Below are 15,187 nucleotides of genomic sequence, written 5' to 3' on the forward strand. Positions count from 1 at the left end.
CGGCACTGGACCGAGCTGCCTGCCGCGGCCCGCGCCGCCTGGCGCTGGAGGCGAACGCCGACTACACCGACGTCAGTTCTCCCTCCAGCGCGCGCAGGGTGAGGAGACTGCCGGCGTGGCATTGTGACGATGGCGCCGTGGCCTTGTCCCGCTGTGTTCCGCCCGCAGCCAGCAGCCAGCGAGCGTCGCCTCGCTCCAGCGCCGCCTGGAAACAGCCCTCCTGCGCGGGAAGGAACTCCGCGCGGCCAACGCCGAGTTGCCCCGCCGCCTGAGGCGGCCCATAGTGAAATCCGAAGACTCCGCACCTACGCATCCTGACGGCTCCGGAGCCCCGGTGCCCGCTGCGGCGCTACGTTGCGTGGCAGGCCGCTCGGACGATTGTGGTTATGCGCGGCGTGAGCTCTGGGTGGCGGCCAGCAGGTTGCGGATGTCCACCACGCTCGTGCCGGTGCGCTCGGCGATGCGAGTGGCAGGCTCGCCGGCCCGGTACGCAGCGACGATGGCCGCGGTCAGGTTCCGGCGAGCCGTGTGCACTGCTTCTTGTGCGTCGCGCAATGCTGCGGCCGCCGTCTCCAGCGTGTTCTCCTCGCTCGTCATACCGGTCATCGTGTCAGTGGGTCCGCAGGGCGGGTACGGTGGGAGCGTTCCAGTATCGGGCAAGGGGTGGCAACGATGGCGGACGAGACGCTGGTGACCGTGGTGGGCAACCTGACCGCCGACCCGGAACTGCGGCACACCGCCTCCGGCCTGCCCGTCGCTGGGTTCACCATCGCCTCCACCCCGCGTGTGTTCGACCGCGACCGCAACGAATTCGTGGACGGCGAACCGCTGTTCCTGCGCTGCTCACTGTGGCGACAAGCCGGCGAAAATGCTGCACAGTCGCTCACCCGCGGCATGAGGATCATCGTCACGGGCCGCCTCAAGCAGCGCACCTTCGACGACAAAGAGGGCCAGCGCCGCACCACCCTCGAGATCGACGCCGAGGAGGTCGCGGTTTCCCTGACGTATGCGACCGCCGAGGTCACCAAGACCTACCGGCAAGGCACACCCTCCCAGGGCGAGCCCCCACCGGCAGCCAGGCCGATGCCCGATTCCACGCAGTCGTCCCCGAACACGGCGCCCGCCGAGCCGCACCCGTTCTGACACGGACAAGAATCAGCCCCAGAACGCATTCCGAGGGTCGTCCAGCACAGCCAGGGCCTCGTCCAGCGACGGGACCGTCGGCAGGTGATCGCACGGGTACCAGCGGCCATTGCGGTCCGCCCCCTCCACCTGCCATCCCTCACCGGTATGCCGCAGCCGAGCGACCCTGCGCGAGGTCCACTCCCCAACCCCATCCCACGGCGCGCGCTCCTCGGTAATCACAGCGGCACTGCCCCGCACAGTGCACCCCACCGAGACTTCCGCCTTCGCGTATGCAGGAATGCGTTGCTCGGCCCACTTCTTCAGCCGGGCCTGGTCCATCTCCGAGATCTTCACATCTCCGACCGTACAGAGCCTGCCCCCGTGAAGAAATACGGACCTACGGAACAAGGCCGAGACCAGGGCGGATGATTTATCGGCACCCGCAAGGTCACAGCGTTGCGCAGCGCGTCCATCCAGAGTGCGCAGCCCGGGCGTCTCCGCGTCTGACGGCTCCCCGCCCCTGAGCCGTCGCATGTCCCCCATCGGTGATCTTTAACGAGCCGTTCTTACGGGTCTCTCTGTCCTTCGCTACGCTCCGAAGGGCAGGATCGGCGCATGAGGATTCTCGTCATCGGCGGAACGTGGTTCCTAGGCAAGGCCATCGCGGAGAGCGCGCTGTCGAGACGGTGGGTGGTCACCACCTTCAACCGCGGCCGGTCAGGGGCTGATGTGCCGGGCGTAGAGGCCGTGCACGGTGACCGTACGGTGCACGAAGACCTGGTGAAGCTGGCCCAGTTTGGCCCGTGGGACGCCGTAATCGATACGTCCAGTTCGGAACTCGCCCCGCGGGACGTGCTCTTGTCCGCGACGTCCCTGCAGGACCGGGCCGCTCGCTGGGTTCACATCTCCACTGTCTCTGTCTACGCAGGGTGGCCGCACGAGCCGGTGACCGAGGAGTCGCCTTTGCTGGACTGCCCTGCCAATGCCGACGAGTCGTTCGGATACACGGGCGAGGACGGCAGCCCCACCAAGTACGGCTTCCAGAAGGCCGGGGGGGAGCGTGCCGTGGCGGAGGCCTTCGGAGACGCCGCGGTGTTCCTCCGGCCCGGCGTGATCCTGGGTCCCGGCGAGTACGTCGGCCGTCTGCCCTGGTGGCTGGAGCGGGCCAAGCGGGGCGGGGGCATCCTCGCGCCAGCTCCGGCCGAGCAGCGGATCCAGCCTGTCGACGTCCGTGACGTCGCGGAGTTCGCTCTCCTTCAGGCCGCTGGCTCAAGTAGCGGGGGCTTCAATGTGGCGCACCCCGACGGCATCTCGTTCAGCGGGTTTTTGGACGAGTGCCTGGCCGCGACGGGCGGCGACGGCACCCCCATCTGGGCGGACCCAAGCGCGCTGTCCCAGCACGGGGTGAAGCAGTGGACCGAGCTGCCGCTGTGGCGCACGCATGCCGGGGTGTGGGCCGTCGACTCTCAGCGCGCCGTGGAGGCAGGCCTGCGGTGTCGGCCGATCGCTGAAACCATCCGGGACACGTGGCAGTGGTGGGCTGCTGACGGGCGTCCCGTGGACCACCCGAGGCGGGCGGCACACGGGATCGCTGCGGAGAAGGAGGCGAGCGTCCTTGCCTCGCTGTGATCAGGCCTCGATCGCCAGAAGGCCGACGTGCGGGCCGATCCGGTACGGCGGGGAGACGCGGGTGAAGTCCTCGATCCGCTCGCGCAGCTCACGGGGAAGCTGCGCCCCGTGGTACGGGGGCTGTGACAGATGTCGCCTGATGCGGGCGGCCCGCACGACAATGCCGGTCTTGCGCTGGTCGACGGGCACTTCCCAGACCGGCGCAAGCGCTTCGGCTGCGCCGTCGACGTCGTCTGCCAGGAGGCGGGCGTGCGCAAGGTCGGCGGCCGCGCCCGCCCGCACGTGCGCCGACTGCTGCCCGTGCGGCTTATGTGCAAGGAGCGCCAGGGCGCGACGGGCTGCAGTTTCAGCCTGCCAGGCGTCCCCGATGAGCAGCGCTGTGGTGCTGGTGGACATGGCCAAGCGCTCCGCGGAGAACCCGAACTCTCCGCCGACCACATCGTGGAGCTCGTCGCGGAGGTTGTGCTCGGCTTCCCCAGAGAGCTGGATGGCGCGCTGTGAAGCGGCGACGTCGCCGAGGTGCGCGTACGCGCGGGCCTGGATGGAGTGGAGGCGCTGGTGGGCGACGTCGCCGAGTCCTCCATGGGACAGGGCGCGGTTGGCTTTTGCCACGGCTTCGGTCGCGTCGCCGGTGTGATAGGCGATGTAGGCCAAGGTGCCGTCGGCAAAGGCCTGCAGAGGTGCGAACCGGGAGGTCTCACCGTAGAGGGAGGCCGTACGCGCCAGGGACCGGGCGCTGGGGAAGTAGCCGAGATCGAAGGCGGCAACCGCCAACAGGGCGGCCGTCTGCCCGTTGAGGATCATCAGGTCCTGCTGCTGGACGGGGACTTGCGTCCTATCCCGGTGGCTCTCGATGTCCTGGCGGAGCTTGTCGGCGTCGTCGTAGGCCTGCGCGGGCGGCCTTGTGTGATAGGTCCGGGCAAGGGTCACCACCTGGTCGCGTAGTTCGTCGATGGTGTTGTCGGAGATGGACGCCGCGGCGGTCGCGTCGGCGCCGTCATGGGCTTCACGTGCAGTCATTCGAACTCGCTCTTCCAGGTCGAACGCGGGTGCCTGGGGATCGGTTTGCGGCGGCGGGCCAAACAGCTGCTCTGCAGTGTGGCCAGGCCACATAGCCTCAAGAACCTGGCAGGTATCGGGGCCGGGTAAGCCCACGAGCTTGCCGCCCGTCCAGCGCCGGAACTGTGTCTCGCCACAGGTGGGGTTGTTGGGGGCCCGGCCGAAGAGGCGTTCTCCTGTCTCGGTGAACCTGTTCTCGAACCGGCCGTAGGGAAGCCTGTCCCGATCACACAGCCATGCGAGCAGTGTTTTCGGTGCACTTCTCATGTCGCCCCCAGTCCCCGGCGCCACGGTTCCGTGGCGAGTCTGCGGATCGATCCCTTCTGTCGGGAAGGGGATACCGCTGCGCCCGACCATGGCAACTCACCTTGAATACAAACCACTTCAAAGCTACCCCGAGGCCACATCCGTCGCTCACAAGAGGCGCAGAGGACACCCTTCACGTCATGGCGGAGCCACGGGGGCTGGGTGAACGCTGATCGCCAACCCTCGCTGAGGGTGCAGCCCGAGCTCACCCGTGGACCAGGGAGTCCCCCATGCCCCCCAAAGATGCCGGATCGACCAGCCTGTTAGAGGCGATGCCACGCCCCATCGGGGAGGTGCCGACGGCTGTGCTGCCGGCCTTCGGCCTCACCATCCGCTCCGAGCCGTGGAACGTGGACGTGGCCCGACGCGTCACGAGGGCGTGGACCCGCTGCCACTGCCGGATGTCGGAAGACCGCGTCGATGCCGTCCTCATCGTGGTCTCGGAGCTGTGCACCAACGCAGTGCAGCACAGTCCATCCGAGTCGGTCAGTGTGCGGGGCTGGATGCCAGCGTGTGACGAACTGCGCCTTGAGGTGCACGACGGGTCGCCCTCGGCCATCCCCGAGCCGCAGCACGTCGGTCCCGAGTCGGAGAGCGGGCGCGGCCTGCTCCTCGTCGACCTCCTCATCGCTGAGCTCAGCGGCACCTGGGGCTTCAGCGAGGACGGAACCCTCGCTTGGTGCGACCTGCCACTCGCTCCGAAGGAGCAGATGCCTGCTCCATTGCCTGCCCATCAAGCACCCGCCTCGGGGTTTTCCCGATGACTGCGTCCGCAGTGCCGCTCCCGACGCGTATGCACGACTCGATGGTGACGGCCGAGCAAGCCCGTAGGGCTGATCAGTACGTCGATGAGGACTGCCCAATGAGCGCTAGCCCGACCGTCCGCCGACTCGTGCCGTACATCACCAGCCGCGAGGCCGAGCACCCCGACTACCTTTCGTCACTACGCGGCGCGTACGGTCCTGACGGACGCCTGCAGCTCAGCTACTGGAACGAACTGCAAGAAGACCGCGACCTGCGAGGTGTCCTGTGGGGCCGCTGCTCCCAAACGATCGGCGTCGACGGCCTGCCCGCTGGCCGGCCACGGTGGCGGATGGTCCACCCCTCGCGCCAGCGCGAATGCATGGAGCAGCTGCGCTGCCAGGTCTGCGCCCAGGGCGCCCGCACCCGCCACGGCATCGTCTTCCTCGCCGGACCGCATGAGGTGCGGTCCGAGGATGCGGTGGTGCGCACCGCGCAGCCACCGGTGTGTCTGAAGCACGCGCGAGCGGCGGCGGAGCAGTGCCCTCATCTCGCCGGTCGGCCGACCGTGTTCCTGGTGCAGAGCGCACCGCTGTACGGAGTGATCGGCACCCCCTACCAGTACAGCGGTGGAGGGTTGCAGGCCCTGCCCGCCACCGACGGGGCGCTGCCCTACGGGCATCCGGGGCTGCGCTGGTACCTAGCGTGCCAAATGGTCCGCAGACTCCGTGCCTACACCGTCATCGCCTTGGGTGATCTCCCTGGCCCCTGACGGCCAACACCAAGCTCCCGCCCCTCCCTCGACGCGCATGAGGCTTGAGGAAGGGACGGGCCTCAACCCCCGGTGCCGGACCGCCTCCACTCCCCCGGTGGCCCGGCACCGGGACACCCGTCACACTCCGACTCACCCAATTGGGGGCACCTCGTGGACGCCTTACTCCCCTCCTTCGTCGACCAGCTACTCGCACACGGGCGAGACCCGGGCCAGATCCCCGAGATTTCCGCGGTAGCCACCGCGGGATGGCTCGCGGCCCTCGCATGCAGACTTCTCAGCGCCCTCAGCAGCGGGACGCCAGGGTCGGCCGACGCGTTCCTGGCCCACGGTTATGCCTACCTGCCGGTGTTGGTGGCGGACCGTCATGCGGTCTATCTGCGGGTCACCGCCCAGTCCGCTATGACGCCGTGGCTGGTGGACACTCCTGCGGTTGTCTGCACTGTTGCGGGCACCGTGGCGCTGGAGATGTACCAGGAGCTCAGCGACATGCAGGCTGGACGCCCGCAGTATGCGCGCAGTTTCGGGCCCGAGCAGGTGTTCGCTGTGCACCCTGGCACGCTGTGTGCGACGCAGGGCAGCGACGACGGCCTGCAGGTGCTCGCCGCCGTCCGTCCCTTGCTCGATACCGGTGAACGGCTGTCCGGCGATGAGTACGCGGCCGCTGCCTGGCGTGCTCGCTGGGTCCTCGAAGAGCTGGCCTGTGCCCCGACGGGTGGCCTCTGATGAGGCTGGCGACCACCTGGCTCGACGGCGTGCCGTCGCTGGATTCGCGTGACCTGCGCGAGGTGCAACGTGTCAGCTGCGCCCTCCTGGACCGGCTCGCCGGGGACCGGGACCTGCTGACGCGGCTGGTCAGTGACGTGCTGCACGATCCGGAGCGTTTGGCCGCCAGCCGCGTCACGCTGCTGCTGAACCGGATGTCGCTCTACCAGGCTGCGGACCGAGGCTTCGAGATCCGTCTGAATATGAACCCGCGGCCCGGCAACCAGCGCGTGGCGCACGACCACTGCTACGCATTCGCCACCCGGATCTTCACCGGCGGCTACGTGCATGTGGTGCGTCGCCGCACTAACGGCTGGGACGGCCCGTTCACCGGGGCCGACCTCGAGCCGGGAATCATGACCATCGAGCGGCCCGGCAGCGCGTACACGCTCGGCGAGACGATGGTGCACCAGGCGGTGATGGAGCCGGACACCGTCACCCTGTTCGTGCGCGGCCCTCGTCGCAAGAAGCTCTCCCACGCGGCCCAGGAGCTGATGCCGTCGAGAGAGACCTGGCCGGCCCCTGCCCAGCCCGGTGAGCAGGCGGTGGAGTCCCGGCCGGTGACCGTCGACGAGTACATGCGGATGCGCGACTACCTCATCCAGCGTCGCCTCATCAACTGACGGCCCCCGGGATTCCCGCGCCCGCGGCGCGTCGAACTCCCGTGAAGCGAGAGGCTACGGCGAACCGACCGCGCAACGTGAGGAGCATCCGATGACCAGCGTCCTGACGACCGATCACCCTGCCTGGCACACATACGACAACGGGGCACGCGCGCGTGCCGTTCGTACGGCCTCCGGCATCTGGTCCCTGTCCCACGACGAAGGCGGCCTGCATGTGGCCTGCGTGCACGGCACCGAGGACGTGAAGCCCACGATCGTCACCACGGATCCCGCCCGCCTTCCCGCCGCAGCCCCCTCCACGCTCCGCACCGCTCTGCACGCACTCGGCGTCTCACAGCGTCCGGCGAACCCCTGTCTGTGGGACGCGATCACCACCGCCATCCTGCGCCAAGTCGTGCGAGCCGACCAAGCCCGCAAGCTCTACCACGCCTGGTGCCGCACCTTCGGCACCACCGTCGACGGCCCATTCGGCACGCTCGCCCTCGCGCCCACACACGAGGAGGTCCTCGCCCTGCCCGACGACGAATTCGCCGGCGTCGGCGCGAAGTTCCACCGCTCGGCGCTGCAAGCAGCGGCCACCCACTACGGGCAACACCACGGCGAGTGGCAGCGCTTGGATGCTGCCGGCCTCGTCACCGCGCTGACGCGGATCCCCCGCATCGGGCCATGGACTGCCGCGGCGGCCGCCGCCGACTTCACCGACGACTTCAGCATCTACCCGCACGACGATCTCGCCGTGCGGACCTGGGCCGCCCAGATCGCGCCCGACCACCCCTGGCCCGGCAAGAAAGACAAGGCGTTCGGCCCGATGTGGACCGGCTGGGCCGGCACCGACCGTACCGCCCTGCACACCCTGACCCTCTCCACCCTCACCTGGGGCTCACATGCCCGATGACCTGGAGGACCCATGCCACAGTTACCGCTGATCAACGGCGCCGACGCCAGGCGCACGCTCGACGCCTTGTTCGTGAATGCGCCGCTACGCGACTACACCCTGCGGCCGCGCACCAACGACTACACGCTCCCCGTGCTCGGCATGGCCTACATCGCCACCTACGCGAAGCAGGCCGGTTTCAACGTCGGTCTGCTCGACGCTGAAGCGCACGGGCTGGGCGTGGCGGAAGCAGCGCAGGTCTGCAACGCGGCCGCGCCTCGGTGGGCGGCGATGAACCTCCTGGCGCCCACCTACGAGATGTCCGCGCGGATCGCCGCCAAGCTCGATCCGCACATCGCTTTGATGGTCGGTGGGCATCACGCCAAGGCGATGCCCGACCGCATCCTGGCAGATCCCCGCATGGCCAACCTGCAAGCCCTCGTCCTGGGTGAAGGCGAACTACGCGTCGCCGCGCTCTTGGAAGACGAGCAGCGACGGCGGGAACTGCCCGGCGTCCTGTGGCATGATCGGCTGCTCGGCACGCGTGCGGCCGGCGTCGGAGACCCCCAGACGAGCGCGACGCTGCTGGGGCCCGACATCAACGCCCTGCCCTACGTCGACCGTGCCTTCCTCCCACAAGATCCTTACCGCTCCTGCTGGTGCCGGACACCACCCGGCGGAACTCCGCAGGCCCGCCTGTGTCTTCGAGTGCCTGTTGCAGCACTGGCCAGGGATCTTCTCCTTCCGGCACCACGGATGCGAGGGTGCGAGCGGTGAACACGGGATGTTCGAAGCCGAGGCGTCCGAGCACCGCCGGCAGCCCGGGCGCCGGTCCACGGCGTCGCCATGCCATGCCCAACTGCCGGTCCAGCCACTGCCGTGACCGTTCCGCCACCGAGCAGCCAAGCTCACTGGCGGCCTGGGCAGCACGTTTCAGCTCCAGCAGGGCGGCCACCGCCACATCGGGCGACACGTGCTCGGTGGCGTAGGAAAACTCCCGGTTTCTCTCGGGCGCCACGGCCAGTGCCACGCTCACATCCCGGCCCTGTGCAGCGAGCCTCTCGAGCTCCTGGACGGGCAGCAGAATCCCGCCTGTGCCGTCCGGTCTCAGCGTGTGCCGGATGATCGTCTCCCACATGTGGTTGGGAAAGGCGGTCTCGTCCGACCCGTTCCACTGCCCTGGCAGGGTCAGTGACTCGATGCAGGCGGCACCCACCAGCATCCGGCGCGGCTGGGCCTCGAAGGGCGAGTGTTTCAGGTAGAAGAACACCAACGACTGCTCGGACAGCACGTTTTCGAAGAAGGCCTCGATGACCCCCGCTGGTTGTCCCCGTGCAGCAGCCAGTTCGGTCGGAAACCGAGCTTGTCTACGGCAAAGTCCTCCGCTCCCACGGAAAAGCCGAGGATGCGCTGCTCCTCCGCCACCTCGACCGCGTTCTCCTGGTTGAGCCAGTAGAACGGAATGCCGTGTACGGAGAACGGAGGAACGTCCACCAGCGTGTCCGACACCGCTCTGAGAGCGTCCGTATGGCCGTACGGATGCTTCCGCGTCAGGACATGCCTGCGTGGACTGAGAAAACCGCCGCGCTCGGCGAGGCAGGCCGGCTCCGCGCCCAGCGCCTCGAATCGCTCGCCCGCATGCGCTGCTTCGAGTTCATCGTCCCGGTCCTCGCCGACCTTCTTGAGCAGGATGCAGGAACTGTTGCCCAGCGGATCCTCGCACACCCTGCCACCCCACCCGCTGTCGTGCCAGGGCACCCGGACCGACAGATGCTGTACATACGCCATGCTCAGGCTCCCCCCAGGACGGTCTACAGCCCAGCCAGACTAGTCTCGTGCACCGACACCGCCGCCCAAGTCCAAATGGGCCAGACTCTCGTACGCTGTGGTGGCGAGGCAACAAGACCGCTTCGGCAGTTCTCTCGAAGCTGCCGGGACTGCAGGCCAGCGGCACACAACTATCGCAACCTCGATGGGGATCTCAAAGGCCGTTGACGGCCTGTCAGCGGTTCGTATCAGGGTCGGGTACCGGGAGTCCCCAGGCAATGCGAATCGCCGTGATCAGGACACGCGCACTGAAGGCCGAGACGCCCAGTTCCTGTTTCGCCTCGGCGAGGAGCGCCGGGTCGCCCGCGTAGCCACGCGCGGCGGCGAGGGATCTGCGGCGAGGGAAGTCGGGATTCGCGAACACGTCGAGAAGGGTGAGCGAAAGGTAGGCGAAGGCGGACGCTTCCATGATCAATTGCCCCGCAGGTTCCGGGACGGGTGCTCCGGGGTGCTGTGGAGTGACCCGCCCTTCGAACGCGAAGACCTTCAGTGCGTCATCCAAGTCGGGTGCAGGCGCGTTGCGCAGGCCCACTGCCAAGTCACGGAATGCGCTGAGTACAACGCCACTTTCATCGGTTCCCGGTTGCTTGGCGAGCAGTACTCGGAAGCCGATAATGACCTCGGCGAGTTCCTCGAAGATGAGTCGACGTGCCACAGTGGCAAGGCCGTTATCGCCGGTGGCAAGGTGCAGGTCGACCACGCGCCTGCCGTAGCGGATGAGATCGCGGGGGATGCCCCCGGCGAGCGCGTGCACGAGGAGGACGTGCGTTTCGGTGAGCCCTGGCACCCGACGGGTCAGCAAAGCCTGCGATTCCTCGAGGAGGAACGGCTGTACATTGACGACGTCGTCCAGGGTGGAGTCGGTGGCATCGCGGTGCGGCAGGCCTCGCCGGACGAAGGTAGCTCCCACATCGTCGGCTACAGAGATGATGTAGTGCACGTACGGAACGCCGAAGATCGCCTTGATTTCGTTGAGGAAGGCGAGGGCGGAGGCGTCGCTGCCCAGCCGGTCCAACTCGTCCACGGCGATGACGAAGCTGCCTTCTTGATCGCGGAGTTCACGGGCGATACGGGCCAGCAGCGCGCGAAAGTCGTGGGCGAGTTCCGCGAAGTTCGACGGGATCGTCGATACCGAGGTGCCGTACTGCCCGCTCAGGCTCGCGCCGGCGAGGGGAACGCCGGCATTCCAGCCGGCTGAGGATGTCTGAACCGTGCGCAGACTGAGCAGGTGGTCACGGCAGTCCGCTACCAACGATGGTGCCGTGGGCCTCATATGAAGATCGGGCACACCCATCACAAGCCAGCCGCACAGTGCCATGGCCAGCCGTCCCGGATTGCCATCGTCCAGGAGCATGGCGCGCCAGACGTCATCAGCCAACAGCGACATCAGCGCGCCGAAGTGGCAAGCCTGATATCCGAACTTCATCAGCACGCGCCACGCCTGGGTGTAGCGGTCGACCGTCACGGCTGTGGACGCCTTGAACTCGGCGCCGCGGAACACCCAGGCCAGGAACCAGAACACGAGAGCATGACGCAGCCCGCCCTCCGGCGACGAGGACAGTGAGTCGAGGAGCCGAGTGATGTCCGGGTCGGTGAAGACGGTGCCGGCCGCCACGACGATCAGCAACGCACCGGCCCCCTGCCACCCCCCACGCCACAGCAGACGCACGGTGGGCTTCACCCACTTCGTGCTGCGCAGGCGCCAGGAGACCAGTCCAATGAGGGCCGCCGCCACGGCAGTGACGACACGCTCTTCGCCCCATAGCCACCAAGCAAGATGTGTCGCCGTGTCCTGCGTGGTTGCCAGTTCGGAGTCGACCCGGTCGCCGTACTCGTGCACCAGATCCTGGGCGCCCAGGGTCATGCTCAGTGCAAAGAACGCACCGGCAAGCAAAGCGAACAGCACCGGCCGCGCGGCTCGCCGCTGCCGCGGTCGCAATCGCAGTCGCGACAAACGCGGACGCATCCGGCTCAGGCGGCGGAACGAGGGCGCTTGGTAGCCGCGCAGCACGATGTATCGCTCGCAGACGTCGACGAACAGCGACAGCAAGAAGTCATGCGGGGCGTACCCAGTGGGCGTGTGTGTCCGCACCCCCAGCGTGGCCCGTTCCAGGGTTCCGTCGAGCAGCGTAGTCTTACCGGAGCCACGCGGGCCGCACAAGGCGATGGTTCCCCCGTCCATCTGCTCCATCTTGCGGTTCAATTCGGCCTCGGCACGGCTGGGCACCACATAGCTGCGGTCGGTCGCCGCGCGCAACCCCGCCGTGTCCTCGGCGCGCAGCACGAGATCCGACTCGGTCACGAACGCGGCCCGGGCCACCTGCCTCAGAACATCGGGTACCGGAGCGGAGGCCATGGCCGTGCGCCACGCGCGCCGTGCCTTGTTGTACTCGGGCCAGGCGTTAGCCGCCCGCACCGTCGCGCGCACGACCCGCCAGATCTGGCGCACGGACGCGACGGACTCCGGCCTGCGCCATGTGACCACCCAGGCCGTCGCGGCCAGCAGACTCACTGCGGCAAAGGACACCCATGACACACCGACGACAAGGCATCTCAACAGCAGTCCAGTTGAGCCCCACAAGAACATCCAGCGCCAGTCCAGTGCAATGCCGCGCGCCTCCGACTCCATGCTGTCGATGGCGGTGTGCAGCACCGCGGCCCTCGCGCGCAACTCCTCGAAGGCAACCCGACTATCGCCCAACGCCCTTTGCGCGTAATCGTCTTCCAGCATCAGATCGCGAACGCTCTGCGCGCGCCTGCCGTACGACGGGCCGATCTGCCCCCGTATCTCGGCATCCTCGAGCCACGTCAGCAACCTGCTCACGTAGATGCCCCGGTCCCTACGGAAGGCCCAGAAGCCGCCTGGACGAGTTCCGGCGTTCAGGACACGAATTGCAGACATCATGCGCTCCCCCCTGGAACCGGACCGTTCCGCGACAATGCTGCCGCCCATGATGACGCGCCAGCACACATGGCCGAGGAGTCGTCTCAAAGGTTCCCCGCCGAACAATCCGTTCCACAGCAGTCAGGCACCGGCCAGGCCTGGACCACTCGCCGCACGGGCAGGCGTGGTGCAAACCGGCCGAAGTCTCCGGGGCGTTTTGTCAGCCCCAGGCAAAACTGGCGACGTTGCAGCCCCAGGCGAAGGCCGATCGGGGTGTTACGGGCGCTGCGGCAGTGGCTGGTCCGCATGCAGGGTGTCGGGCAGCAGACGCAGACACAAGCCGTCGTCTGGTTCTGGCTGGCTGGGGTCGAGGCAGCGCTGCTGGGAGACATCGAGCACAGTGCACACGCCGCCTTCGGCGGAGGGGTCCGTGGCCGAGGCGAAGATGAGCCCGGCGACGGGACGGTCCTGGCTGAAGACCCGCAGCAGGTACTCCGTGACGATCTGCGTGGGGACGTACTCCAGATGCTCACGGCCGTCGGCGTCGGCGCTGAGCCGGTCCACAAAGTCGTGGAGGAACATCAGTGTGCGCCGGGCGCCTGCGCGCTTCGTGTCGAAGATCGAGGGCACCGGCTGCAGGCGGGTGAAGTCGACAACCGTGCAGGGGCGGGTCGTTTCAAAGGCGGCATAGGTGACCAGCGGCGTTTTGTCGCCGGCGTGCCGTGTAACTTCGTGCACGGCTGTGTGGGGGTTATCAGCGCCGTAGAACAGCGGGATGCCGGCCGGACTCATACGGTTGGGCTGCACGGCCTGTTCGGGCAGAGCGGTACCCAGCAGCCGGGCATTCCACGGCTCGTCGACCAGAGCATGGGTACGGGCACGCCACAGCCGGTGCCCGGCCGGGAGTTCATGGAGGAGCTCCACCGCAGGAATCAGTTCCCCGAGCGCGTCGAGGATCATCTCGGCGGGAATCTCACCGGCGCCGAGGAACCTCTCGTCTTCCACCTGCCGGGTCATCCAGAACATGTGCCGCGTGCGGTACATGACCTGGTAGCTGAACCGCTCCCAACCGTCATGTAGCGCCTGATCACGGCGGGGGGCGATGAAGTCGCGTTCCACCCAGACCTGATCGGCTATTGCCGCGTTACGCACGGCCGTGTGCAACTCGTCACCACGCAGGGCATCGGCGTACTCGTCGACCAGCTCGGGGCCGTCCCACGAGGGGGTGGCGACGAGCTCACCCTCGAAATAGGCGCTCTCGTCCGTGGCAGTGGCGTATTCGGTACGCAGGCCGTCGAAGAAGGCCTCCAGGAGCACGTCGATGTCGGCTGCGGGCGAAGCCTCGCAGAAGTCGCAGATCTCATCGTCCCGGGCGGCAGAGCGGATCGCTTCGGCCAGCACCTCGTCATCGACGCATCCTGCACACACCAGGCCGTCGCTGCAGGACCAGCCCTGCTCGTCCTGCATCAACCAGACGTCTCCCCCCATGGAGGAAACGTTAAGGGATCAGCGGGCAGGGAAGGTCGCCCGGGCGGCTTGCAGGCACAGATCGCGCGGGGCGGGGTGCGTTCAGGGGGCCGTGTCGTCGACGCCGAGGTCACGGCGCATGGAGGAACGCATGTCCGACAACAGGGTCCATGTCCTCTCCGTCTCTGCTTCGAACGCCTCCAGTTCCTCCTGGCCTGCGGGTGGGGAAGTAAGCATCCGTTTGAGGATGCCGTAGCCGCGGTTGAGTTGGCGGCTGGCGGTGCCGGCTGCGTTGAACACCGGTAGGGGCAGGATCATCTGCGCCTCGGCGTAGCTGTCGCGGTGGGCGGTGCGGCGCGCCTCGAGCTGTTCCAGGCTGTCCTCCACTCCGGTGCCGGTGCGCAGGGCATGCATCAGGGTTATCTGGGCCGTCTGGTATTGGCGGGAGGCGGTGTTGAGGGAGATGCAGCAGGCGCGGCGCAGGGTGATCAGCTCGCGGCGCTGCGTTTCGGCGCTTTGCGCTTGCCTAACCTGCTCGGTGTGGGCGCGTTCCTCACGCTGCTGCTCTGCCAGGGTCTGAAGCTCCAGGCGTTTGGTGCGGTCGGCCCGGCTCTGCGTCAGCTGCGCTGCGCCGAGAGTGCCAGCCACACCGACCACCGCTGCCGCCAGAGCCTCCCATGTCTCCCCCATATCCAGCACCCCGTCCTCGGCCATACGGATGTCCCAAGTATGCATAGCCGGTCTGGATTGCTTGTGGCGGGCCGGGCAGTCCTGTCGGCGTTGAGCCGAGGGCCGCTGTCAGCGTAGGTGAGCTTTCCCAGACTCGCGGCGCGTTTCACGTGGCACTGGCTACCGCAGTGGCCAGGGTGTGCAGCGGGGGCTGGACAGCTCGCCCGGGTGCTGTGACGGGCTTCTCTGGTGGCGCTTCTAGGGTGGCCGCTCACCGCTTCGTCTTTCGCCACCTGGGTGATCCTGCCACTGCGCTGGCCACGGAGGGCTGCGGCCGACGAGTGGGCGTTCAGGCGGGTTTTCTCTGTCCCGGCCGGGTCGCAGGACTGCCGCCCTGCCGTGGATTCACAAGTCGACCGCCGACGGAAGCGCCAGTGTTTACAGCG

At 67.8% G+C, this 15,187-nt stretch carries 15 protein-coding genes; 8 read left to right on the forward strand and 7 right to left on the reverse strand.

Going from position 1 to position 15,187, the window contains the following annotated elements:
• Positions 1 to 384: 384 nt before the first annotated feature.
• Positions 385 to 597, reverse strand: coding sequence for a hypothetical protein (locus tag ACQEXA_RS59560; RefSeq protein WP_432941050.1), 213 nt, complete (start codon positions 595 to 597; stop codon positions 385 to 387).
• A 75-nt stretch (positions 598 to 672) separates the two neighbouring features.
• Here ACQEXA_RS59560 and ACQEXA_RS59565 point away from each other — a divergent pair, with 75 nt between their 5' ends.
• Positions 673 to 1,143: a single-stranded DNA-binding protein gene (locus tag ACQEXA_RS59565; protein ID WP_433135066.1), complete on the forward strand. Its 471-nt coding sequence runs from the start codon at positions 673 to 675 to the stop codon at positions 1,141 to 1,143.
• A gap of 12 nt (positions 1,144 to 1,155) precedes the next feature.
• On the opposite strand, the gene ACQEXA_RS59570 is transcribed toward ACQEXA_RS59565, so the two are convergent.
• A complete protein-coding gene (locus ACQEXA_RS59570; protein ID WP_433135019.1) occupies positions 1,156 to 1,479 on the reverse strand; it encodes a DUF3024 domain-containing protein in 324 nt (107 codons plus the stop codon).
• Between the two features lie 261 nt (positions 1,480 to 1,740).
• On the opposite strand from ACQEXA_RS59570, the gene ACQEXA_RS59575 reads away from it, so the two are divergent.
• Complete coding sequence (locus tag ACQEXA_RS59575) at positions 1,741 to 2,754, forward strand: NAD-dependent epimerase/dehydratase family protein (protein WP_433135067.1); 1,014 nt, start codon at positions 1,741 to 1,743, stop codon at positions 2,752 to 2,754.
• On the opposite strand, the gene ACQEXA_RS59580 is transcribed toward ACQEXA_RS59575, so the two are convergent.
• Entirely contained in the window at positions 2,755 to 4,170 is a 1,416-nt protein-coding gene (locus ACQEXA_RS59580; RefSeq protein WP_433135069.1) for a DNA-binding protein, read from the reverse strand.
• Between the two features lie 242 nt (positions 4,171 to 4,412).
• On the opposite strand from ACQEXA_RS59580, the gene ACQEXA_RS59585 reads away from it, so the two are divergent.
• The 6 genes from ACQEXA_RS59585 (at position 4,413) to ACQEXA_RS59610 (ending at position 8,671) form a co-directional block, all read left to right on the forward strand.
• Positions 4,413 to 4,883 (forward strand): ATP-binding protein, encoded by a 471-nt coding sequence (locus tag ACQEXA_RS59585; RefSeq protein WP_433135070.1) that lies wholly within the window; start codon positions 4,413 to 4,415, stop codon positions 4,881 to 4,883.
• Between the two features lie 98 nt (positions 4,884 to 4,981).
• The gene (locus ACQEXA_RS59590) at positions 4,982 to 5,632 is read left to right on the forward strand and encodes a hypothetical protein (RefSeq protein WP_433135071.1); all 651 of its coding nucleotides are present in this window, start codon (positions 4,982 to 4,984) and stop codon (positions 5,630 to 5,632) included.
• Between the two features lie 153 nt (positions 5,633 to 5,785).
• Entirely contained in the window at positions 5,786 to 6,358 is a 573-nt protein-coding gene (locus ACQEXA_RS59595; RefSeq protein WP_433135073.1) for a hypothetical protein, read from the forward strand.
• Entirely contained in the window at positions 6,358 to 7,020 is a 663-nt protein-coding gene (locus ACQEXA_RS59600; protein ID WP_433135075.1) for a hypothetical protein, read from the forward strand. Before ACQEXA_RS59595 ends, ACQEXA_RS59600 begins: the two co-directional genes overlap by 1 nt.
• Positions 7,021 to 7,111: 91 nt before the next feature.
• The gene (locus ACQEXA_RS59605) at positions 7,112 to 7,915 is read left to right on the forward strand and encodes a hypothetical protein (RefSeq protein WP_433135076.1); all 804 of its coding nucleotides are present in this window, start codon (positions 7,112 to 7,114) and stop codon (positions 7,913 to 7,915) included.
• 12 nt (positions 7,916 to 7,927) lie between these two features.
• A complete protein-coding gene (locus ACQEXA_RS59610; RefSeq protein ID WP_433135078.1) occupies positions 7,928 to 8,671 on the forward strand; it encodes a cobalamin-dependent protein in 744 nt (247 codons plus the stop codon).
• A gap of 477 nt (positions 8,672 to 9,148) precedes the next feature.
• Here ACQEXA_RS59610 and ACQEXA_RS59615 read toward each other — a convergent pair whose 3' ends face one another.
• The 4 genes from ACQEXA_RS59615 to ACQEXA_RS59630 form a co-directional block, all read right to left on the reverse strand.
• Positions 9,149 to 9,619, reverse strand: a complete 471-nt coding sequence (locus ACQEXA_RS59615) for a hypothetical protein (RefSeq protein ID WP_433135079.1) — start codon at positions 9,617 to 9,619, stop codon at positions 9,149 to 9,151.
• Positions 9,620 to 9,896: 277 nt separating this feature from the next.
• Positions 9,897 to 12,545, reverse strand: a complete 2,649-nt coding sequence (locus tag ACQEXA_RS59620; RefSeq protein WP_433135080.1) for a P-loop NTPase fold protein — start codon at positions 12,543 to 12,545, stop codon at positions 9,897 to 9,899.
• A gap of 336 nt (positions 12,546 to 12,881) precedes the next feature.
• Complete coding sequence (locus tag ACQEXA_RS59625; protein ID WP_433135081.1) at positions 12,882 to 14,093, reverse strand: HEPN-associated N-terminal domain-containing protein; 1,212 nt, start codon at positions 14,091 to 14,093, stop codon at positions 12,882 to 12,884.
• 81 nt (positions 14,094 to 14,174) lie between these two features.
• Positions 14,175 to 14,786, reverse strand: a complete 612-nt coding sequence (locus ACQEXA_RS59630; protein WP_433135082.1) for a hypothetical protein — start codon at positions 14,784 to 14,786, stop codon at positions 14,175 to 14,177.
• Positions 14,787 to 15,187 lie beyond the last annotated feature (401 nt).

Source organism: Streptomyces sp. CA-106110 (assembly GCF_050936285.1).
In the GTDB taxonomy this organism is placed as follows: Bacteria; Actinomycetota; Actinomycetes; order Streptomycetales; family Streptomycetaceae; genus Streptomyces.